Source organism: Chloroflexota bacterium (genome assembly GCA_020161265.1).
GTDB lineage: Bacteria > Chloroflexota > Chloroflexia > Chloroflexales > Herpetosiphonaceae > Herpetosiphon.
In genome coordinates this window covers 121730-144449 of sequence record JAIUOC010000010.1, presented here as the reverse complement: position 1 = coordinate 144449, position 22720 = coordinate 121730, and the positions used below count along the sequence as shown (strand labels likewise).

Genomic DNA, 22720 nt, shown 5'->3' with positions numbered 1-22720 from the left:
GATGGGAACTATAATGAGCGATTTTGAATGGCCGCAAGAGCTTACCACCACAATTGATGGCTTGGCTCAAGGCGGCGATGGAGTTGGCCGCTACGCTGGGCGACCAGTGTTTGTAGCAGCAGCTTTGACTGGCGAACAGGTGCGAGTGCGCCTAACCGAGCGCCGCAATGGCTGGGCACGCGGGGTTTTACTGGAGCCACCAAGCAATCCAGCAGCTGAACGGGTTACTCCAGCGTGTCCGGTCTATCAGCGCTGTGGTGGCTGCGATTGGCAATATCAAACAATTGAAAGCCAGCGCCAAGCCAAACAAACGATTTTGGCCGAGCAATTGCGCTTTGTGGCCCAAACCGATCACGCCGAGGTTGCGGCCACGGCGACAGGTGAGCCATGGCATTATCGCTCGGTTGCCCGCGTGCATATCGATGGCCAACGGGTTGGGTTCTACGCCGCTGGCGGTCGCCAAATTGTCGAATTTGAGCAGTGCTTGATCATCGATCCGCGCTTGAATACGGCGATTGAACGCTTAAAACCCCTGTTGCCCTTGGTGGGCTTGCGCGAAATTAGCCTGCGCCTGAGCACCACCGATGGCACGATCCACGGCCATTTGATGGGTCAAGGCCAAAGTGCTTGGCGCAGTTGGGCACGACGTTGGCTGGCGGCTGATGCCACGATTGCTGGAGTTTCTTCGGCGACCCGCGAGGGCTGGATGGCCTTGGCCGGAGCCGAATATTTGTATGAGCAATTGGGCGATGTTCGTTTACGGATTACCCCAACCAGCTTTTTTCAAGCCAATGTTGAGCGAGCACGGGCAGTTTTGCAGCAGATCGAGCGTTTTTTGCCGTTGAATAACACCACCCGTTTGCTTGATGGTTTTTGTGGCGTTGGCACGTTTTTGTTGCCTTTGGCCCATAAAATTGGCCATGGCTGGGGCATTGAGGAACATCCGGCGGCGATTCGCGATGCTCAGGCAAGCGCTAAAGCCAATCAACTTAACAATTTGACCCTGAAAACAGGCAAGGTTGAGGCAATTTTGCCCCAGCTCAAGCAGCAATTTGATTTGGCGATTGTTGATCCGCCACGGCGTGGCGTTGAGCCAGTTGCCCTAAATGCCCTGATTGCGGCCCAGCCAACCATGATCGCCTATGTTTCGTGTCATCCTGGCACGTTAGCAAGGGATATTAAAATTTTGCAGGCTGGTGGCTATAGCATTCAACATGCTCAGCCCTACGATTTCTTTCCGCAAACCAGCCATGTTGAGAGTTTGGTGTTGTTAGTCAAAGCCTAGAGTTGCAATCTACCCACGATCAACGCTGATCGTGGGTAGGTTTTATTTAGCAATCAGCCGAATGTTGGTAATTTCGGAGATATAATCGTGTCCGTTGGCGTAAATCTCGAGGTGCGAGATGCGCCGCATATTGCCAAGATCATCTTTGAGATCGAGAGTTTGATCAGTCCATTGACGATAGGGCAACTTGAGCGAACGAATATATTCTTTGTTCGAGATGCTACCTGGGCCGGCATCGTCGCGGGCGTAAAAGCAATAGGTGGTTGAGCCAAGTTGGTTGGCGGGGTTGTAGTAGAAAACTGCAATCGCCAAGGCACATTCTTCACCAATATCGCCCGCCCGATTGAGCGACTGCTCATAAATTCGCCCAGTAAAGCTCAATTCAAGCGTACTATACGAGGTTGTATCAAGGTCAATCGTTTGGGTGATGCCAGTGCGAAAGCTCTTAGTATGATCAATGCCTTCGCTAATGTCACGATGAAATTGAGCCACATTGATCAACGGGCGCAAGCAATTATTCGGTTGCTCAGTGCTACGTTGGGCACAGCCACCTACCACATAAAAATAGCCATCTTCCTCGGCTTCAGGCGAATACAACGAGCCAAATACGCGCCATGTATCAGCCCGCACAATATCGGTGACCGAAACTGGTACAGTCGCATTATTGTTATATTCTTGGGCGGTAAACTCGGTGAAGTTGCTATCACGGGCCAGTTGCCATTCGGCAGGCTGTGGTTGCGATAAGCGACCTTGAGCAATTTCGAGCTTTTGTTGATTATCAATGCTGCGGCTTTGGCTGCTATAAGCCAGCGTGATGCCGCCTTGCTCAACCACATATTCGCTGATCGTGGTTTGTTTAAGCCGTTCACGTTCGCTAGCGCTGGTGGTTGGCGCATTGGCATCAAGCAAACGCACGCGATAGGTGCCACCTGGTTTGAGTAACGCCTGCTCAACGCTATAACCAGCTTGCTGCACAAACACGCTGAAATGCACATCTTGATATTGTTGCGAGGCGACCGAGGCTAAGCGCAAGCGCACCAAGCCCGATTCTAAGCGCAAGGCTACTTCTTGATTGCGCGAGCTAAACCGTGTGGTCTGGACTTTTTCAAAAACCACGCTTGTACCAGCCCACAAATCGAGCTTGCTGCCATCAAATAAGGTGATTGTGGCAGCGATGCCAGCTGGTGCTTTGCTACTGACATTAATGCGATCACCTTCGTAAATGATCGTTTTGGGTGGCGTGGGTAGCTCAGGCTGGACTAAACCAGCCCGAATAATTTCAATCCCACTGACATAGGTATCGAGGATACCTGGCTCAGCTGGCTGAGTGCGGGCAAAAGCCTTGACCCGCCATGCCAAATAGCAACTACTCGCGATCACAAAACAAAACGCCAGAAAGCCCAAGATGATCAAGCGCCAAGCGATGCGGGTATATTCTTCGGTTGAACGAACGGTCACGCCGCTCATGCCTTGTCCCCTTGGGTGCGTAATGAGTTTAATCGGGCAGCACGGCTGGCTTCGCGCACCGCATGCGGGATGGTTTGGAAGCGGCTAAGCCAATCGTCCATAAAGCTTTGATAGCGATCTTGCAGAATTGCCTCACGCGCTTGCTCCATCAGCCGAATCAAAAAGCGCAGATTATGCAAGGTTGCCAAGCGTAGCCCAAGCACTTCCTCGGTGCGGAACAAGTGGCGCAGATAGGCGCGGCTAAAACGTTGGCAAGTCGAGCAATCGCAGGTTGCATCGATTGGCGCATCTTCGCGGGCATATTTGGCATTGCCAATATTCAAGCGCCCTTCGGGAATGAATAAGGCTCCATTGCGCCCCAACCGAGTTGGCAGCACGCAATCAAACATATCGACCCCACGCGCCACGCCTTCGAGCAAATCTTCGGGCGAACCAACACCCATCAGGTAGCGCGGCTTGTTGCGCGGTAGCAAGGGCGTGGTTTCTTCGAGCATGCCATACATTTGCTCTTTGGGTTCGCCAACGCTTAAGCCACCAATGCCGATGCCAGGCACATCTTGTTGGGCGATAAAGCTCGCACTTTCGCGGCGTAAATCGGCCTCAACTCCACCTTGCACAATCCCAAACAAGGCTTGATCTGCACGGGTTTTGGCGGCGATACAGCGTAGCAACCAACGATGGGTGCGCTCCATGGCAGCTTTGGTATAGGCATGGGTGGTTGGTTGCGGGGCACATTCATCGAAGGCCATAATAATATCAGCGCCTAATTTTTCTTGAATACCAATCGCACTTTCGGGGGTAAAACGATGTTTCGAGCCATCGATATGCGATTTGAAGGTTACGCCATCTTCATCGATTTTGCTGTGTGGCCCCAAACTAAACACCTGAAAGCCACCCGAATCGGTCAGAATTGGCTTAGGCCATTGCATAAAACGATGCAAGCCGCCCATTTCAGCCACCAAATCGGCGCTTGGGCGCAAATACAAATGGTAGGTATTCGATAAGATAATTTGTGAGCCGATCGCCTCGACTTCCAAGGGATCAAGCGTTTTCACCGTGGCTTGCGTGCCAACCGGCATAAAGACAGGCGTTTGAATGGTGCCATGCGGCGTGCTGAATTGGCCTGCCCGCGCCTCACCATCGCTATGTTCAAGGGTGTAAGTAAAGTTGTTCATAATGTGGACAATTATAGCGCTATTTTGGCTGGCTGAAAAAGCTCTGTGCATAAGGATTTGGTAACAAAAGCCAATCGGTTGAGCGCCTGATTTGATCTGCACTCGCAACCCGATTGTCAGCATGGGCTTGCGGTTGGTAGGCTAGGCCATGTCACTTGGAGCACCAAAAATATACTGAAAGGATGACGAATGTCTTCGTTAACTCCTGCGGCGATTGAGCTTGTGCAGCAAACCTTTGCCGAGGTTGGTCGCAATCCACAACAATTGGTCGAAGCTTTCTATGGGCAGTTGTTCACACTAGCTCCCGATTTTCGGCCTTTGTTCCCCGAGGATATGAGTGAGCAAAAGAAGAAGTTGTTACAATCGTTGGTCTTGGTCGTCAACAATCTCAAAAAGCCTGAAGCGGTTTTGCCCGCTGTGCAAGAGCTTGGTCGTCGTCATGTGGATTATGGGGTCAAACCCGAGCACTATCAAACAGTTGGCGCGGCCTTGATTTGGGCTTTATCGCAACAGCTTGGTGCGCACTGGAATGACGAAGTGAAAGAAGCATGGGTTGCCGCTTATACGCTCGTTGCCAATGTAATGGTCGAGGCCAGCCAAGCCTAATTCAACGAACATGAGAAGTCCGCCGCCTGTTCGAGTGGAACGGGCGGCGAGAAGAAATAGCCTTGGCCTGCTTGACAGCCAAGTTCACGCAGTACTTGAATATGCTCAGCGGTTTCGATGCCCTCGGCAATCGTGGCCAATTGCATGGTTTGGGCCAAATTGATAATTGTACGCACAATCGCTAAACTCCGTTGATCTTCCAGCGCTGCTTGAATAAACGAACGGTCAATTTTGATTGTATTCAATGGAAAACGATGTAAATAGGTTAATGATGAATAGCCAGTACCAAAATCATCAATGTGTAAATGCAAACCAAAATTGCGCAAGGCATTCAAAATTGGTTCAGCCCGTTCAGTATTTAATAATGCGCCTTCGGTAATTTCTAAATGCAATTGTTGGCGTGGAAATTGGTAGCGCTCGAATATTGATTTAAGCGTTGGCAAAAGTTGGCTATGCAATAATTGGCGTGGTGAGAGATTAATCGCCAAAGTCATGTGCTGCATCATCGAGTCGGCTTGCCACCGCTCAAGTTGCTCGGCTGCAACTTCCAGCATCCACCAGCCCAATGGAATAATTAAGCCAGTTTCCTCGGCAATATCCAAAAATTGGCCAGGCGAGCGCAAACGTCCATCGGGGTGTGCCCAACGAATCAAAATTTCAAAGCCGGTGCAATGGCTATGCTCAAAATCGATAATTGGCTGAGCAAACAGCCGAAATTCTTGGCGTTGCAAGGCGAGGCGCAACGCCGTTTCGTTGTGCAAACGGGTGCTAAAATTGGCATACAAGGTTTGATCGAAAATCTCGATGCCGCCGCGTCCTGTATGTTTAGCCCGATACAGTGCTAGATCGGCGTTACGCATCACGGTTTCAATCGGCACTTCACTGGTGATTAATTCCAAACCAATGCTGACATTGCAGAAAATTTCCTGACCATTTTCAATCATAAATGGATCTTCAAAGAGTTGGCGAATGCGTTGGGCGGCGTTGAATGCAGCAGGCAAATCGGGCAGCCGATCAAAAAAGATTGCAAATTCATCGCCATCGAAGCGTGCTACAACATCGCCTGGCAAATAGAGGGCGCGGCGTAAACGCTGGGCAATTTCAGTCAGCATTGTATCGCCGATATGATAACCCAAGCCATCGTTGACCATTTTAAATTCATCGATATCGAGCAAAATAATCGCAAAGCTATAATCATGATGATGGCGTTGATATTCTAAAGCCCGCGATAAATGCAATTGAAATGAACGGCGATTGGGCAAGCCAGTTAATGAATCGTGCAGTGATTGATAATACAGCGCCTCTTCCATTTGTAATTGAGCTGTATGATCGCGCAAAATCACGATTGCTCCATTATTTTGGCCGTCGTTATTGAGCAATGGCGTAACATGTTCAGTAATTGAGGTTGCATGGCCGTCGCGAGCATGCAAATAACGCTCAAAGGGCAAGGCAAACACTGGCTCGTTGCGCAAGGCCGCCGCAATCACGTCAATGCGTTGATCGTTGAGACTGCTGCGAATCACTACCACTTGATTAAAATCCTGCTGGAGTGCACTGCGATAATCCCAGCCAGTCATATGCTCGGCGGCAGGATTGATCCACTGAATTTTGCCATGCTGATCGATTGCCACCACGCCATCGCTGACATGCGCCAACATCGTTTGCATCCAAACTTCGACCCGACTAAGCCGTTGGGTCAAATGGCTACGCTCGATGATCGTTTTGAGGGTAAGCACAAGGCTTTCGGTGCTAATTGGCAAGGTTAAAATATCGATGGCGGTCGGTTGATTGGGTATTTGGGTGGCTTGCTCATTGGTTTGGCTCAGATAGACCACCGGAACTGGGCAGGGTTGCTGATTGATTTGAGGCACAAAATGCAGCGTTGCCAACACCAGATCAACACTCTGCTCGCCAAGCAGGCATGCTGCGGCTTCCCATGTGCTAAGGTGGGACATAACGCTGCAACCAGCCGCCGTCAATTGAGTGCTGAGGTCTTGAGTGCTTGTAGGCGTATGATCAAGAATCAAGATTCGTGGATTACTCATGGGATGCACTCCAATGGAAATCGTTACGCTGGCACAGGTACTCAGCCCATGGAGCGCTTAGATCAAATGTGTCGCAATACCATGCCACCTCACCAACACTGTTAATTAGTATTGATGCAAAATAGGCCAAAATTTTGGAGTGGATTTAGCCAATTTATCTTAGGTATATCATGAACTCGCTGGAAATTATAGCTCGTTGCATGGATATTCATTAAAAAGTAGTAAAAGTAGCCAGTCGTGGGCATAAATGTGGATGGCGCATGCCAGAAGTGAACGGCGTGGTTCAGGCTTAAATCTAAGGTTTGATCATCTTAGCATAGGCTGTGCCAAAATTTGGGGGGATTTAAGTGGTAGTGTTGACCCCAACACTACCACTTAATGGCTTATTGTTTCAGCATTGGAATATGCACATTGCGCTCTTGGGCCACGGCAATTGCTTCATCGTAGCCTGCATCAACGTGGCGCACCACGCCCATGCCAGGATCGCTGGTGAGCACCCGCTCTAGACGTTGATCGGCTTCAGCAGTGCCATCAGCCACAATCACCATGCCAGCATGCAGCGAATAGCCGATGCCAACGCCGCCGCCATGATGGACGCTGACCCAAGTTGCACCATTGACCGCATTGATCATGGCATTCAAGATTGGCCAATCGCCAATTGCATCGGAGCCATCGCGCATGGCTTCGGTTTCGCGGTTGGGCGAAGCAACCGATCCACAATCGAGGTGGTCGCGGCCAATCACGATTGGCGCACTCACAACGCCATCGCGCACCAATTTGTTGAATAACGCGCCAGCTTTGGCCCGTTCGCCATAGCCGAGCCAGCAAATGCGGGCGGGCAAACCTTGGAATTGAACCCGCTCTTGAGCGGCGCGAATCCAGCGGTGCAAGGCTTGATCTTCTGGGAATAATTCGAGCAAGGCTTCATCGGTTTTGGCAATATCAGCTGGGTCGCCCGAAAGCGCTGCCCAACGGAATGGCCCTTTGCCTTCGCAGAACAACGGGCGAATATAGGCAGGCACAAAGCCAGGATAGGCAAATGCGCGATCATAACCAGCAGCCTTGGCCACACCGCGCAAATTATTGCCATAATCAAACACGATCGAGCCAGCATCAGCAAAGGCAACCATAGCTTTAACATGCTCAACCATTGAAGCAGTTGAATGCTTGACATATGCTTCGGGATCGCGTTGACGCAATTCGAGTGCCTGCTCAAGGCTCATGCCAGCTGGCACATAGCCCTCAAGCGGGTCGTGGGCACTGGTTTGGTCGGTCACAATATCGGGGCGCACACCACGCTTATACAATTCACCAAAGACTTCGGCGGCGTTGCCCAACAAACCAACCGAAAGTGCTTTGCCATCGCGCACCGCTTCATCAACCAAGGTCATGGCTTCTTCAAGCGTATCAACTGCCACATCGAGATAGCGCGTATCCAAGCGACGCTGCATACGATGGCGATCAACTTCGACGACCAAGGCCACGCCATCGTTCATTGTGACGGCTAATGGTTGTGCGCCGCCCATACCGCCAAGGCCTGCGGTAAGCGTCCAACGACCGCGCAATGAGCCACCAAAATGTTGACGGGCAATGGCGGCCAGCGTCTCATAGGTGCCTTGCAAAATTCCTTGTGTACCAATATAAATCCACGAGCCAGCGGTCATTTGGCCATACATCGTCAAGCCAGCCTGCTCCAATTCGCGGAAGTTCTCCCATGTGGCCCAATGTGGCACGAGCATCGAATTGGCAATCAGCACCCGTGGGGCATCGCGATGGCTGCGAAACACGGCAACAGGTTTGCCCGATTGGACCAACAAGGTTTCATCATCGTTGAGTTCTTGCAACGAACGCACAATCGCATCGAAGCATTGCCAATTGCGGGCAGCCTTACCCGTGCCGCCGTATACAATCAAATTCTGCGGATCTTCGGCCACATCAGGATCAAGATTATTCATCAGCATTCGCAACGCTGCTTCTTGCGCCCACCCTTTACACGATAATTCTGAGCCGCGTGGTGCACGCACAATGCGCGATGAAGTCATGAGACAGTTCTCCTTGTACACAGGATTGTCGGTTGGCTCTATGATAGTTGATTTTGTTGAATATGGGGATTGGGTATTTTGATCCACGAAGGGCACGAAGGGCACGAAGGTTAAGTCTTAGCCACAGATTGCACAGATTTGTGTGATTATTTTTCTGCTCAATGCATAATCTCTTGCTCATAACTTTTTTCCCTTTGTGATGTTTGACTTCTGCCTTTTGCACTTCATCCCTCATCCTTCATCCTTTTTCTCTGCGCCTCTGCGTTAAGAACCGATCCCCAACAACCGATCCCCCATCAAGATCAATCATTGACAGCGGCAAATTGAAACCGTTACAATACCAAGCAACTGTGCAAGCTCTTGTCAACCTCTAGAAACCGGAAGGACTCCAATGCAGATTCGTGTAGTACAAGGCGCTGTTGCTCAACAAGCCGATGCCATTGTTGTTGTTGGTACATGGGCCAATGAGGAACTGCCTGCCAGCGTTGCTGGTTTAATTGAAGCGAGTGATTGGTCAGGAAAGTACAAAAAAACCACTGTGCTCTATCTTGGCGCACAAGCGACAGGTATTCCCGCCTTCGCCAGCCGCCGGGTGCTGTTGGTTGGTTTGGGCAAGCGCGAATTATGGAATGCTGAACGTGCTCGTATTATTGGGGCAGTTTTGGCTCAACGGGTACGCGATTTGGGCCTGACGAGCTATAGCCTACCCTTGCTTGGCAGCGAGGTTTTGGGTGTCAGCCGTAGCGCTGAGGCTTTGAGCGAAGGCGCGTTGTTGGGTGCTTATCGCTTTGATGGCTTTAAAACCTTGCCCGACGATTTTGTGCCAGCCGTTGCTTTAGAACAGGTGACGTTGGTTGCCGAAGCTGAGCTTGAAGCCGCCGAATTTGGCTCGAAATGGGGCATTGCGTTGGCTCATGGAGTCAATCTGGCCCGCGATTTGGGCAACAATCCGCCAATCGTGGCAACGCCAACCTACTTAGCCGAAGCCGCCCAAACTATTGCCCGCGATTATGGCATGACCTGTTTGGTGCTCGATCACGACCAACAAAAAGAGTTGGGTATGGGTGCATTGATTGGGGTTGCCAAGGGTGCGGCTGAGCCAGCCAAGTTCATCGTTTTGGAGCATGGCCAAGCTGAGCCAGGCAAACCAACGATTTGTTTGGTCGGCAAGGGCATTACCTTCGATACAGGCGGGATTTCGATCAAGCCAGCCGATAACATGGACAAAATGAAAATGGACATGCAAGGCGCTGGCGCAGTGATTGGCACGATGGAAGCCGTTGGCCGTTTGAAATTGCCAATTCACGTCGTAGCCTTGGTGGCGGCAACCGAAAATATGCCTGGCAGCAATGCCTACAAACCAGGCGATATTCTCAAGGCCATGAATGGCGTAACGATCGAAGTACTCAATACCGATGCTGAAGGCCGTTTGGTCTTGGCTGATGCGCTTTCCTATGCCCAAAAATACAATCCTGATGCAATTATCGACCTTGCAACCCTGACTGGCGCGTGTGTCGTGGCGCTTGGCTCGTATGCCGCAGGCGCGATGACCAACAATCCAGCCTTGTTGCAACGGGTGCAGCAAGCCGCCGAAGGTTCAGGTGATCGGGTTTGGGAACTGCCATTGTGGGATGAATATCGCCGTCAAGTGCGCTCCGATATTGCCGACATCAAAAATACTGGTGGTCGCAACGGTGGGGCGATTACCGCTGGGGCGTTCTTGAGCCACTTCGTTGGCGATTATCCATGGGTCCACTTGGATATTGCCGGCGTGGCATGGACTGAAGATCAACCCAAGGAATACAACCCTAAAGGAGCAACCGGCTATGGGGTGCGCCTCTTGACGGAATTGCTGCGCGAGTGGAGTGGCGTTTCGTTATAGCGGGAGTGTGGTCTATGGCTGGGACAATGCGGGTCACATTTTGGGGTGTTCGGGGTAGCTATCCGGTTCCCGGGTCGGATACTGTGCAGTTTGGCGGCAATACACCATGTGTCGAAGTCGAGGCCAATGGGCATACGATTATTCTCGATGCGGGGACGGGAATTGTGCGCCTCGGTAATGATCTGTTGCGACGAGCCAAAGAGCGCGGCGGCCCAGTACGGGCAACCTTGCTATTTAGCCATATGCACCATGATCATACCCAAGGCTTTCCATTCTTTACTCCGGCCTATGTTGGCTCAAGTATTTTGAATATTTTTGGGCCACGGGTATTCGAGCGTGATCTTGAAGAAACGTTGGCACATTCAATGTTGCCACCAAGTTTTCCGGTGTCGTTGGGCGAAATGAACTCGCTGAAGTTTATGCGCAACATGACCGAGACCGATGTATTGCTGTTTGATGCCAATCAAGATACGGTGACGGTCAAGAATTTCTACCACGATCAGATTGCTGATGATCCTGATGTGGTGCAGATTCGGGCCATGCGTTCGTATGCGCACCCCGAAGGTGTGTTTATCTATCGGGTGCAATGGCAGGGCAAGAGTGTGGTCTATGCGACCGACACCGAAGGCTATGTCAATACTGATCAGCGCTTGGCGGCGTTTGCCAACCAAACCGACTTGTTGATCCACGATGCTCAATATAGTGAAGCGCATTATCTCGGCCATGCTGGTTATAACGCGACCCAAGGTTGGGGCCACTCTACGCCGCAAATGGCTTGTGCAGTGGCCATGGCTGCTCAGGCCAAACGCTTAGTTTTGTTCCATCACGAGCCACGCTATAACGATGCGATGATTCGTGAGCTGGAGCAGGCTTCGCAGGCCATTTTTGCTAACACCACCGCTGCCTACGAAGGCTTAACAATCGAAATCTAACATGAATGGATTCAAGGCCAATCGTGGTATGCTGAGGCTACTACGATTGGCTTTTTTTGTTGATGAGGAACTGGCATGTCTCCACGGCGCGATGTCCGAGTTGAACGCACGGCGCAGATTATCGAAGCAGCAACCCACTTGTTTGCCCAGCATGGCATCGATCAAACTAGCATGGACATGCTGGCCAAGGCCGTTGGCATGAGCAAAGGGGTCTTGTATTGGTATTTTGAGAGCAAAGATGCAATCATCCTCGCGTTGTTGGAGCAGCTATTCAATCAACCATTGTTGGAAGTGCAAGCATTGTTGCAAGCACCTGAATCGACGGCTCAACGCTTGACCAAACTAACCACCAACTTGGCCGCCGCCTTGGAAGAATTACAGAGCCTTGTGCCTTTGGCGCAAGAATTGTATGCACTTTCGGCTCGCAATAACAACGTTCAAAGCTTCTTGGCAAGCTATTTTCAGCGCTATCGGGCCAGTTTGGCGGCGTTGATTCAGCAAGGCCTTGAGCGCGGCGAATTCAGTTCTATCGACCCCGAACAAGTTGCCTGGCATTTGGCAGCGCTCTACGAAGGCTCGACCGTGCTCTGGCTGCTAGAGCCAACGCCTCAGCGTTTGACCGAGCAATTACAAGCAGCTTTGCAACTAGTATTTAAGGCGATTGTGGCTCGTTAAGCTTAATGCGGGTCGGCTGAATCAAGAACAAGCCTACGCCATTCAGCAAACTAGCGCCACCCATCACGAGCACTGTTGATCTAGCGAGACTCTCATAGATCGAACTACTAAACCAAGCGATGCTTAGCGATGTAGTGATCCAACTAACCAGCATTATTGGAACCCAATGCTGTATGCGATAGCCAGCTTTACGTAAGATGAAAGCTTGAACGCTGCTAATTACCAAACACGTAATTGCAATGGAGGTCAGCCTCCATGATAGCCATGGATCAATCGGTGAGCGCGTGCTAAGATTGTGAAACATCATCAATAATAAATAATCGATCCTCAATATATACATCGCAATGCTAATCACACAAGCTGCGCTAAGTGTTGCTCCAAACCATTGCTTGAATAAATTTGGATCGATTGTCCGTTTTAAAATCCAAGCTTGACCATAACTCATGCTAGCAATGCCAATTAATGTGGATGCCGTAATCAGACCTAAGAGAAATGACTCGCTACCTTCGTCATGAATTTGGTCAAGATAGTCTATTAGGAGGAATTCCAAAAGCAAGGCTGGGATATGCACGCCAATCCAATAAATCCATGTAACGATTGGAATATGCAGCCGTTGTGAACGCGCATGGGCAACTTCATACATTGTCAGCCTCTTTCTCAAACGATTCGAGCGTGATTTTTTCTTGATCTTAGTTTGTTACCAACGGCTTTTGCATCAACACATTCGGAATTGTTACCCGATCGAGCCATTGGGGTGAGCGGTAAACCGTGCGATAGCCCAAGCGCTCATATAATTTGGCGGCTTGATGGTTATCGACAATCACTTGTAGTTGCGCCCCTGCTACTTTACGCGCCACTAATTGTTGTTCAACTGCCTGCATAATTGCTGCGCCATAACCTTGGTTGCGCTGTTGCTCGCGCACCACAATCCCATGAATATAGGCATAGCTGGGGTTGAATTTGGGTGGTGGCATCAGCATCGAGGCCGCAACAGTGCTCAACAGGTGCAATGTATGTTTCAATCCAATTAACTGCACTGCCATATTCAATGTGCCACGCGGCACTCGATCAGGGGCTGGCTCGTTGGGAAATTGAATTCCCGCCATGCCCACAATTTCGCCAGCTTGATTAAGCGCCAAATAACGCCCGCGCACTCCGGCAAAATTGTTGGCATGCAAGGTGTAGCGCAACAAGGCTTGGCGCTGGCTATCGGCTCCACGCAACGAATCGGGCAATTCAGCATCATACAAATCGAGCAACAGCTCACCCAAAATTGCCAGATCATTCGCATTGGCCGGACGTAACGCTACGGTTGGTTGGGTTTGTGTCATTGCTTAGCTCCGACCCATTGGGCGAATAGCTGGCTCAGCTAAAGCGCGATCTAAGCCATCGCCAGCATGAATGCGATAGACTGGCACGCGTAGCTCGGCCAAACGGGCAAAGGTTGGTTCAGGGTCGCGCCAGCCGCCAAACGATTTGCCATCGAGAAACATAATCGAAGCGCGTGCCCCACGATAGACCAAGCGCTGAACCGCTGCCACCCAACGTTCATCAAGCGCGGCAGTGATGATCAGCAGCGAGGCATTGCGGCCAAAACGTTGGCTTTCAGCGGCCAATAATTCGGCTAATGAGGTATTGCTGGTGGCATGCAGCATCGCCAATGGCTCTAAAATTTTGTAAAGCTGGCGAGCTTCGCGTTCAGGCAGGATAATTTCGCGTTGTGCGCCGTAGGTCAATAAGCCCACACTACGATTGAGCCGCAACAAATGCCGCGCCAACGAAGCCGCCAAGGTAATGCTATATTCCTCGGTGGTGTTAGGAATTGCGATTTTGCCTTGCAAGGTTTTGATAATCGCTGGAATCGCTGCATCAGGCTGGCCATGGTGAAAACGTTCTTCCATGTCCAAAATGATCCAAACATCTGCTGATGGATCAAGCTCAAATTCCTTGACCATGAGATTGCCAGTTCGCGCTGTCGAACGCCAGTGAATGCGGTTGAAGCTATCGCCTGGCACATATTGGCGCACAGTCGAAACATTCGGCGTAACGTGAAAGGTGCGTGAACGCACATCTTGCCCACCGATTAACTCAGCGGTTGGCAGTTCAAATTTTGGTAAATCGACGGTGGCCGGATAGACCAACAGATCATGGGTTAGATCGACCATTTTATGCAATTGGAAGATACCGAAGGGATCGCCGCTGCGCACCGAAACTGGCCCCAAGCGCCATTTGCCGCGCAAGGTACAGGGTGTACGCACCATCCAGCGCCGTTTTTCGCGGCCTGGAATATAGCTCACAAAGCCCGAGCCATGCGAAGGTAAATCGGAGTGATCGCGTACCTCGACCCAGAGTTTGGGTACAGGCCAAGTATTGTAAATGGTGATTCGTTCGCGCACGGTCTCGCCAACTTGAGCGCGAGTGGTACTGGATTCGCGCTCGATTTCCAGCCCTTCGAGGTTGCTCCAAGCCCAAGCATAGGCGATGACCAACAAGCCTAGCATGGTATAGGTCAAGTAATAAAAGAAAGAAATATTACTCGAAAGGCCGGTCAGAAATAGCACCACGGCCAAGCCCAAAATGCCTAATGCCCGCATATGCCGCCCCTAATGTGCAGCCGCCGGCTGCTGCCGCTCATATCGTCGCCCAGCGCGTGCGCCTGGTACGGGCACTTGGCTCAAAATTTGTTGCATCAATTCATCAGCATGAATATTGCGAATCCGCGCTGCTGGGCTGATGATCATGCGATGGGCCAAGACTGGCTTGACCAGCACTTTGATGTCGTCAGGAATCACATAATCGCGGCCTTGCAAAGCGGCTAAAGCTTGGGCTGTGCGATACAAGGCTAACGAACCACGCGGGCTAGCCCCAAGGTACACATCGCTGTTGTTGCGGGTGGCGGTAGTAATTGCCACAATATATTCTTTGATTTGCTCATCGACATAGACATCGCGAATCTCGGATTGCATATGTTGCAACTCTTCGATGCTGACGACTTGAGCTAGCGCATCGATTGGGTGGGCTTTGCGTTGGCTCTCCAAAATTGCTAATTCATCGGCTTTGGCCGGATAACCGAGGGTAATTCGCAGCAGAAAGCGGTCGAGTTGAGCCTCAGGTAGCGGAAACGTGCCTTCATATTCGATTGGATTTTGGGTGGCAAGCACGATAAACGGCTGAGGCAAGGCGCGGGTAATGCCATCGACGGTCAATTGGCCTTCTTCCATGCTTTCGAGCAAAGCCGATTGAGTTTTGGGTGTGGCCCGATTAATTTCATCGGCCAGCACTAAGTTGGCAATAATTGGCCCAGGCCGAAATTCAAACTCACCTGATTTTTGATTGTAGATCGAAACTCCACTCACATCGGTTGGCAGCAGGTCGGGAGTGAACTGAATGCGCTTGAAGCTACAGCCGATGCTGCGGGCAATTGCCTTGGCGAGGGTGGTTTTGCCTACGCCTGGCACATCTTCCAACAGCACATGCCCGCGACAAAGCAGGGCGATCAGGGTTAAATCGACCGCCGCGCGTTTGCCGATGATCACTTTTTCGACATTGGCGGCTACCCGTTGGGCTATCTCTTGCACATGTTTCATTTCAAGATCCTCCCGAAAACTGAATCGGTGCTACAAATCTTTGACCAAAACGGTTTGGCGTTCGCCATTGCGCATAAACCCAAACCACTCGTAGAGCCGTTGGGCATGTTGGTTGGTGTTTTGGGTATTCAGTGAGAGCAATTGCACGCCCTTTAAACTGCACCAATCGACTAATTCAGCTAAAAGCCGTACGCCGATGGCTTGGCCTTGCAGCGCTGGATCAACCGCGATCCGTACTAAATGAGCCATCATACCGCCATGATGCACGGTGGCAAAGGCATAGCCAACAATTGTATGGTTAAGCTCGGCTACGATATAGAAGGGTGCAACTGGGAAAACTCCAGCCAAAATCGTGCTATTTTTGACCCATTCGTCAGCAAAGGCGGCAGCATCGATCTTGGCAATCATGGGTACATCGTCGGTCGTCGCTGGGCGAATCCACGCCCCAGTATTGCCCCAAGCCGGAATATTCATCGCACGTTTTTCATAGCCCACGACATCAAGCTGGGGATGATAGCCCTCGCGTAACACCCACGGCAACAGCCAACTTGCATCGCGTTCGTCGCTCATAATCAACAAGCGCTCAACACCATGAGCTTTAGCATAACCCTCGGCGGCTTGTAAAAATTCAGTCACCGCCTCGGCTGGACGCAACGAATGATGCACAATCAGCGCCCGAATCCAGGCAATGGGGCCAACTGCGTAGCCCATCAGCACGCAGCCCCACAATTTGCCGTTGTATTCCAAGACAATACTAAGCTGATCGTTGAGGGTTAAGCGAAACTCATCGTGGGGAATCGAAAGCGAAGCCCATGGAGTTTGCTCAAGCAAGCCCATCAGCGGCGGCAAATCGCTCTCAACCAGTGGCCGCATCGCCAAATCTTGAATGCTCGGAACGCGACGAAACAAATGCATAACTTAGGCTTCTTCTCGCAAGACCGAAATACCCAACGCGCCTGGCCCGCCATGGACTGCCAAGACTGGGCCAGCATCGGAGATCAACAAGGGCACGCCTGGAAAATGAGCTGAAACTTGCTGAGCAAAGGTTTGAGCTTCAGCTAAAGCATTGGTGTGCAAAATGCCCATTCGTCGAACTTTGCCCTTGCCTACAAACGCTAGGGCTTGCTGAATCATCATGGTCAAGGAATCTTCGCGTGAGCGTGCGCGACCGACCATTTCGGCTTGACCTTTGCGATCCAGACCCAAAATTGGGTAGATGCCCAAAAGTGAGGCGGCCATGGCCCCGATGCGCCCCAAGCGCCCACTGAGCCGCAAATAGCGCACCGTTTCGAGTGAGGCAACGGTCAGGATATTGGGAATTTGATGCTCAATTTGCGAAACAATCGAAGCAGCACTCGCCCCGCGAGCCAAAGCTTCGGCTGCTTCGAGCACCAACAAACCTGTGCCTAGGGCAAATTGGCGCGAGTCGATGTTGTAGATCATGCGGCCTTGCACCCGTGATGCGGCTTGCATGGCATTGGCATAACTTTGGCTGAGCATTGCCCCAACATGAATCACGATAATATCATCAGCGGGATGTTGGCGAAAATAATTAATAAACTGCCCTGCCGATGAGGGAGCAGTCGTAGGAATCACATCTTCATGAACTAAACGGCGATAAAACTCATCGAGCGAGACATCTTCGCTTTCACGCAGATTGCCATCGACAAATTGAATGGTAAATGGAATTAATTCAATGCCATAGCGCTGAATAAGCTCCATTGGCAAGCTCGACGTTGAGGCGGTAACCAATGCAGTGGTCATGTTGTTCAATCCTCGGAGCCACACAGACACTCCAATGCAACCCTGCGGTGGAGCATAGATTAACAAGTATTATAGGGGGTTTTTAGTTTGCACGAAAGTAGTGGTTTGATGAAAAAATGCTGAGGAAATGGGCTTAATCAGTCAAGCTTTGACCAATTAAGCCCATTTAAGAAGCTAGAGTTTAATCCGGCGGGGGCGGATACGTGATTTTTCGGCGCGAATGATCGCTTGAATCATGCTGGCGGCTTCGTCGGGCCGCGATTCGGGGTTCATCACCACATAATCAAATTCATCGACGCGACCCATTTCTTCTTCGGCCAAGGCCATGCGCCGTTCTAAGCCTTCTGCCGATTCAGTGCGGCGTAGACGTAAGCGGTTGGCCAATTCGGCACTTGAAGGTGGCACGATGAAAATCAAGACTGCATCGGGCACTAATTTGCGCATGGTAGCCGCGCCCTGCACGTCGATCCGCAAAATCACATCTTTGCCGCTCGCCAAGGCATCGCGTACCTGCGATTTGGGAATGCCCTTGTATTCGCCATAAACGACCGCATGCTCTAAAAGGTCGTTGTTGGCGATCATGGTTTCAAATTCAGCTTTGGAAACAAAATTATAATCAAAGCCCTCTAATTCGCCCGGGCGTTGGCCACGGCTGGTAGTAGTGACCACAAAATGAAAGGGCATGCCAAATTCGCGCATACGCATCAACACCGTATCTTTGCCAACCCCTGATGGGCCTGAAATAATGACCAGTAGTGGCACAGGAGCTTGGTTGTGCAAAATCGGGTTGAGTTCTGGGTGTGACACAATGCCTCCTAAACTAAGGGAATTATTGACGTTCTGCCAATGCTTGAGTACGATTGAGCCATTGAAGGAGAATCGTCTATGCACATTGATGCGCTAGTTGTTGCAGCGATTGTCGCTGAATTACAGATCTTGGTTGGCGGCAAAATTCAACAGGTGGTTTTGCCAAATCCTGATAGTGTGGGCTTTGAAGTTTATGCTGATGGTCAGCGCCATCAGTTGTTGCTTTCGGCGCATGCCAAATTCGCCCGCATGCATACCACCCCAACCAAGCTAACCCGTGATCCGAATGCCGATTCGCCTTTGTTGCTATTATTGCGTAAATATGTTCGTGGTGGACGGATTACCAAAATCGAATCTGCGCCATTGGAACGGGTTATTTCGCTCAGTATAGCCAAGATGCCGATTCCTCGCAAGGAACTTGAGCCTGACGATGATGACGACGATGAGGTGATGCTTACGCCGCGTTATAGTGAGTTGGTACTAGAAATTATCGGTCATTCATCAAATATTATTTTGGTCGATGATAATGGCTTGGTCTTGGAAAGTATTCGTCACTATAACCCGCAACGTTCGCAACGCCCAATTATGCCACGCAGCATCTACGAAGGCCCGCCCAGTCAAGGCAAATCTGACCCGCGCCAAGCAACCGCTGCGCAAATTGCCGCCTTAGGTGGCGATTTAGCTAAAGCCTTGGTGACCGAATATAGTGGCATCTCGCCGCAAACTGGCCGTGAAATTGCTTGGCGGGCAGTCGGTTCAACTAGCGTTGAAATTACGCCAGAGCTAGATTTTGAACAGATTGCCCAGCTTTTGCGCCAACTCACTAGCCTTACCAGCAGCGAGCCAACCCTTGCCCGCAATGCTGATGGCACGCCAATCGGGATTGCCGCCTTTAATTTGCTGCACCAAGCGCATACCGAACCGTTTCCCAGCATGAACGAAGCCTTGGCAACCGCCTTTGCCGAGCTTGATCAAGTGACGGCCCACGCTCAACGACGTGAGGCTTTGCTCGAACGGGTAGCCGAAGCTCAGCGCCGCATCAAAACCAAAGCTGATCAATTGCGCACTCAATTGGCGCGGGTTGAACAACTTGAGCGTTTGCGTTGGGAAGGCGAGATGATTTTTGGCTATATTTATGCGATCAAGCCTGGCCAAAGTGAATTGCTGCTTGACCAAGGCATAATTACACTTGACCCAACATTGTCTGCGGTCGAGAATGCTCAAGCAAAATTCCGCGAGTACGACAAAGCTAAAGGCGCATTAGAGGATGTGCCACAACTCTTGGAGCAAACCGAGGCTCAAGCCGAATATTTGCAACAAACCAACGATCTATTGAGTTTGGCCGAGAGTTTTGCCGAAATTGAGCAATTTGAGCGCGAGTTGATTGCTGGTGGTTGGTTGCGCCAAACGATTGGCAAAGCCAAAAGCAAGCCCAACTCCAGTGTTGGCCGTGGCCCGTTGCGGGTGATTTCGCCCGATGGCTGGACAATTTTCGTTGGGCGAACCGCTGACCAAAACGATGAAGTAACCTTCAAACTTGGACAGCCCGAAGATTATTGGTTGCATGCCCGTGAACGAACTGGTGGCCATGTGATTATTCGCATGCAAGCGGCGAATGTGCCGCCGCGTACCCTCGAACAAGCAGCGCAACTGGCGGCTTACTATTCATCAGCTCGCAACGATGGCGCAGTTGAAGTCGATATTGCCTTGCGCAAACATGTGCGCAAAATCAAAGGCGGCCCACCTGGTTTGGTACGCTATACTGCTGAGCAAACCCTACGCGTCGAGCCCAAAAAAGAGCCAAAAAGAACATAGAGCAAAGAACATAGAACATAGAGTCAAGGCAGCAGTCAAACATCAAAAGGCAACATCGGGATCGGAATTTAACGCAGTGGCGCAGAGCAAGAGATGAGGGCTGAAACCGCGAAGAACACGAAGGACACGAATGGTTTAATGTTGTGATATTTGAACGACGAATCCATCTCAGCGAACCACTCAATCAGCCTTCGCGATCTTCGCGATCTTCGCGGTTTCAGCCTTCGTGTCCTTCGTGGATCAAAACGTTAACTCTGCGTTTTCGTTTAGCTTTTTGGTAACCACGGCAAGAAGGCGCTGGTTTTAGCGATGTAATCGGCATATTGGGGCTTGGTTTTGACCATCGTGCGTTCTAGCAACATTACGCCTGAAACCCGAATAATCAACAAAGTCATCAAGCCAGCGCCGATAATTTGCCAATAACTACCAGCGGCGATCGAAAAGAGCGCATAGCCCCACCACACCGCCGAATCGCCAAAATAATTGGGATGGCGGGTGTAGCGCCATAAGCCAGAACGCATAACTTGGCCTTTGTTGGCCGGATTGGCCTTGAACCGTGCCATCTGCCAATCGCCAATCGCCTCAAAACCAAAGCCAATCAGCCAAACCCCAATTGCTAGATAATCGAGCCAATTCCAGCTTTTTGGGCCAGTTTGGGCACCAAGTAAGGTTAACGAGATCAGCAACGCCAATACGCCTTGCAGCAAAAACACTTGGAAAAAACTAAACCACCAATAGCGTTCAGCTCCATAGCGCTGGCGAAACTCAACATAACGATAATCTTCGGGCTTGCTCCAATTACGCCAACCAATGTAGATCGATAAGCGCAATCCCCAAATTGTTACCAGACTGCTAATGATCAAACGGCGTTGAGCATCACCCTGAGCTTGGCTAAAATACCACCAGGTCAAGGCCACAAAACACATACCCCAACAGATATCCACAATGCTGGCATTGGTAATTTTGACACTCCACAGCCATGCCAAGGTTAATGGAATCATTACCACCGCCAGACCCCAACCCCAGATTTGCCAAAAACTCATGCGAAACTCCCAGCGCTAACGCACCCAAATATCATAACCACCCAAATGCACTCGTAACCGATAGGGCGCAACTTGCAACATAGCATCAAAGCCGATTGGCCGCACGGCTCCATAGGTCACAATGACCTTTGGCGGCTGGCTGCGTAGCCGTTGCAAGGTCTGGTCGAGGGCATTGGGCAAAATCGCTAAGGGGTAATCGTAGGGAAATCGGCTTGGCACAGCGTAATCGCCATATAGATAAATTTCTGGCTCAGCCGCCCAAACCCAGACGCTGGCCTGCTGACCCACATTGCTATCGATCCATTCGACAACTTTGGGCGCGAGCGCAAAGAATTCACGGCCATCAACGCCATAGAGTTGTTCAATTTGGGCTGCGGGTGTTTTATTATACAACGGCCAGAGGCTGGCTAATGGCTGAATCGCTAGCAAAAACGCAATCACAACAATCGAAAAATCTTTGTATTGTTGTAAAAATCCCAGCCGAACCTTGGCCAAGCCCCCTGCAAAGACGGCCAAAGCTGGCACGAGCGCCTGATAATAATGCGGATAAGCCCGTAAACTTACAAAGGCACTGGCAATTAGGCCGATGCTCCATAAACCAGCCAGAGTTAAACTCGGCCAGTAGCGCCGCCGTCGCCATGCCATGGTTGCGCCCACAATCCCTGCCGCTAGGAGCAACAGGAGTGTGCGCCAAATCGGCCAAAGCTGGCTGATTGTGGCATCGGTCTGGTCGAGGTAGGCCGTGTTATACGTCCAAAGTGCTTCAACAAATTGGCTCCAACCGCCAGCCAAAGCAAAATAGAGCAAGGTTGGAATCAACACTAGCGCCAAGCCGTCGATCACTAAAATCGCGCGACCAAGCCGTTCGTTGACATCGCCTTTGAAGGCAATCGTCGTAATAATCAGCGCTGGCAAAATCAACAAGGCCACAGGTTTGGATAATAGGGCTAAGGCTGCTGCCACGCCTGCCAACATCCACCAAGCTTTTTGTTGGCTATCGAGCGCTTTGAGGCCAAAAAGCAACGCCAAGCCACTAGGCAAGAGCATAATTGCTTCGCTGTTGAAGGTCACGCCCTGCAAAAAAACCGCGCTATTCCAGCTTGCTACTAAAATTGCGGTGAGCACGCCCGCTGCTTCGGAGCGCCACAAACGCCGACCTGCTCGCCACATCACCAAAGTCGTTGCTACCAACCAGAGTGTCGCCCAAACCCGAATGGTTTGAATTGGCTCTGTGCCCAACAAAACTGGCGGAGCATAGGCCGCATAGACAAACGGCGGCTTATGATCAAATCGATCGCGGTAGGGAATCGCCCCATCAGCCCAATCGCGGGCAATGACGGCATAGGCAGCCTCGTCGCGCTCCAGCGGCAGTTGATGCAGCGGCATTCGCAGAATGATAATCAAGCTACAAACCGCCCCAATCACTGCCCACAAGGCTAAGCGTCGCCGCCGAAAACGTCGCAACATGCCTAAATTCCCCCACACCAAAACGCTGTTGAGCGCCATAATACTGGCAAATTGGCAAAAAGCCTAGCAAAAAAATAGCCCAGCCATGCAGAATACTGCATGCTGAGCCAAATTTTGTCATATTGAAC

The 22720-nt window shown here is 51.0% G+C and carries 19 protein-coding genes; 6 read left to right on the top strand and 13 right to left on the bottom strand.

All coding sequences use genetic code 11. From position 1 onward, the window contains the following. Window positions 1-13: 13 nt before the first annotated feature. Window positions 14-1285 (top strand): 23S rRNA (uracil(1939)-C(5))-methyltransferase RlmD, encoded by a 1272-nt coding sequence (rlmD, locus tag LCH85_21645; protein ID MCA0354606.1) that lies wholly within the window; start codon window positions 14-16, stop codon window positions 1283-1285. A gap of 42 nt (window positions 1286-1327) precedes the next feature. Here the strand turns inward: rlmD and LCH85_21640 are convergent, their stop codons facing one another. Further along, a complete protein-coding gene (locus LCH85_21640) occupies window positions 1328-2752 on the bottom strand; it encodes a hypothetical protein (GenBank protein ID MCA0354605.1) in 1425 nt (474 codons plus the stop codon). Then, window positions 2749-3927, bottom strand: coding sequence for a tRNA guanosine(34) transglycosylase Tgt (gene tgt, locus LCH85_21635; GenBank protein ID MCA0354604.1), 1179 nt, complete (start codon window positions 3925-3927; stop codon window positions 2749-2751). The genes LCH85_21640 and tgt overlap by 4 nt, the downstream gene beginning before the upstream one ends. A 189-nt stretch (window positions 3928-4116) precedes the next feature. Between tgt and LCH85_21630 the strand changes: the two genes are divergently transcribed. After that, complete coding sequence (locus LCH85_21630; GenBank protein ID MCA0354603.1) at window positions 4117-4533, top strand: hemin receptor; 417 nt, start codon at window positions 4117-4119, stop codon at window positions 4531-4533. Here the strand turns inward: LCH85_21630 and LCH85_21625 are convergent. Together LCH85_21625 and hutU are read right to left on the bottom strand one after the other, a co-directional pair. Next, entirely contained in the window at window positions 4530-6578 is a 2049-nt protein-coding gene (locus LCH85_21625) for an EAL domain-containing protein (protein MCA0354602.1), read from the bottom strand. The genes LCH85_21630 and LCH85_21625 overlap by 4 nt on opposite strands. A 383-nt stretch (window positions 6579-6961) precedes the next feature. Beyond that, on the bottom strand, window positions 6962-8620 hold the full coding sequence (gene hutU, locus LCH85_21620; protein MCA0354601.1) for a urocanate hydratase: 1659 nt from the start codon (window positions 8618-8620) through the stop codon (window positions 6962-6964). 391 nt (window positions 8621-9011) lie between these two features. Between hutU and LCH85_21615 the strand changes: the two genes are divergently transcribed. The 3 genes from LCH85_21615 (at window position 9012) to LCH85_21605 (ending at window position 12109) form a co-directional block, all read left to right on the top strand. Continuing rightward, complete coding sequence (locus tag LCH85_21615) at window positions 9012-10502, top strand: leucyl aminopeptidase (protein ID MCA0354600.1); 1491 nt, start codon at window positions 9012-9014, stop codon at window positions 10500-10502. A gap of 14 nt (window positions 10503-10516) precedes the next feature. After that, a complete protein-coding gene (locus LCH85_21610) occupies window positions 10517-11434 on the top strand; it encodes an MBL fold metallo-hydrolase (protein ID MCA0354599.1) in 918 nt (305 codons plus the stop codon). 75 nt (window positions 11435-11509) lie between these two features. After that, window positions 11510-12109 (top strand): TetR/AcrR family transcriptional regulator, encoded by a 600-nt coding sequence (locus LCH85_21605; protein MCA0354598.1) that lies wholly within the window; start codon window positions 11510-11512, stop codon window positions 12107-12109. Here LCH85_21605 and LCH85_21600 read toward each other — a convergent pair. The 7 genes from LCH85_21600 to LCH85_21570 all read right to left on the bottom strand — a co-directional run bounded on the left by LCH85_21600 (window position 12087) and on the right by LCH85_21570 (window position 18267). Further along, complete coding sequence (locus tag LCH85_21600) at window positions 12087-12680, bottom strand: hypothetical protein (protein ID MCA0354597.1); 594 nt, start codon at window positions 12678-12680, stop codon at window positions 12087-12089. The genes LCH85_21605 and LCH85_21600 overlap by 23 nt on opposite strands. 118 nt (window positions 12681-12798) lie before the next feature. Continuing rightward, window positions 12799-13440 (bottom strand): GNAT family N-acetyltransferase, encoded by a 642-nt coding sequence (locus LCH85_21595; protein ID MCA0354596.1) that lies wholly within the window; start codon window positions 13438-13440, stop codon window positions 12799-12801. Between the two features lie 3 nt (window positions 13441-13443). Then, a complete protein-coding gene (locus LCH85_21590; protein MCA0354595.1) occupies window positions 13444-14703 on the bottom strand; it encodes a DUF58 domain-containing protein in 1260 nt (419 codons plus the stop codon). Window positions 14704-14712: 9 nt separating this feature from the next. Continuing rightward, entirely contained in the window at window positions 14713-15696 is a 984-nt protein-coding gene (locus LCH85_21585; protein ID MCA0354594.1) for a MoxR family ATPase, read from the bottom strand. A gap of 30 nt (window positions 15697-15726) precedes the next feature. Continuing rightward, window positions 15727-16611, bottom strand: a complete 885-nt coding sequence (locus LCH85_21580) for a GNAT family N-acetyltransferase (protein MCA0354593.1) — start codon at window positions 16609-16611, stop codon at window positions 15727-15729. A gap of 3 nt (window positions 16612-16614) precedes the next feature. Further along, a complete protein-coding gene (locus LCH85_21575) occupies window positions 16615-17460 on the bottom strand; it encodes a DegV family protein (protein MCA0354592.1) in 846 nt (281 codons plus the stop codon). 174 nt (window positions 17461-17634) lie between these two features. Then, window positions 17635-18267, bottom strand: a complete 633-nt coding sequence (locus LCH85_21570; GenBank protein ID MCA0354591.1) for a guanylate kinase — start codon at window positions 18265-18267, stop codon at window positions 17635-17637. Window positions 18268-18345: 78 nt separating this feature from the next. Between LCH85_21570 and LCH85_21565 the strand changes: the two genes are divergently transcribed. Continuing rightward, window positions 18346-20082: an NFACT family protein gene (locus tag LCH85_21565; protein MCA0354590.1), complete on the top strand. Its 1737-nt coding sequence runs from the start codon at window positions 18346-18348 to the stop codon at window positions 20080-20082. A gap of 266 nt (window positions 20083-20348) precedes the next feature. On the opposite strand, the gene LCH85_21560 is transcribed toward LCH85_21565, so the two are convergent. Both LCH85_21560 and LCH85_21555 read right to left on the bottom strand, forming a co-directional pair. Further along, window positions 20349-21125, bottom strand: a complete 777-nt coding sequence (locus tag LCH85_21560; protein ID MCA0354589.1) for a DUF1295 domain-containing protein — start codon at window positions 21123-21125, stop codon at window positions 20349-20351. 15 nt (window positions 21126-21140) lie between these two features. Beyond that, window positions 21141-22592 (bottom strand): glycosyltransferase family 39 protein, encoded by a 1452-nt coding sequence (locus LCH85_21555; protein ID MCA0354588.1) that lies wholly within the window; start codon window positions 22590-22592, stop codon window positions 21141-21143. Between the last annotated feature and the right edge of the window lie 128 nt (window positions 22593-22720).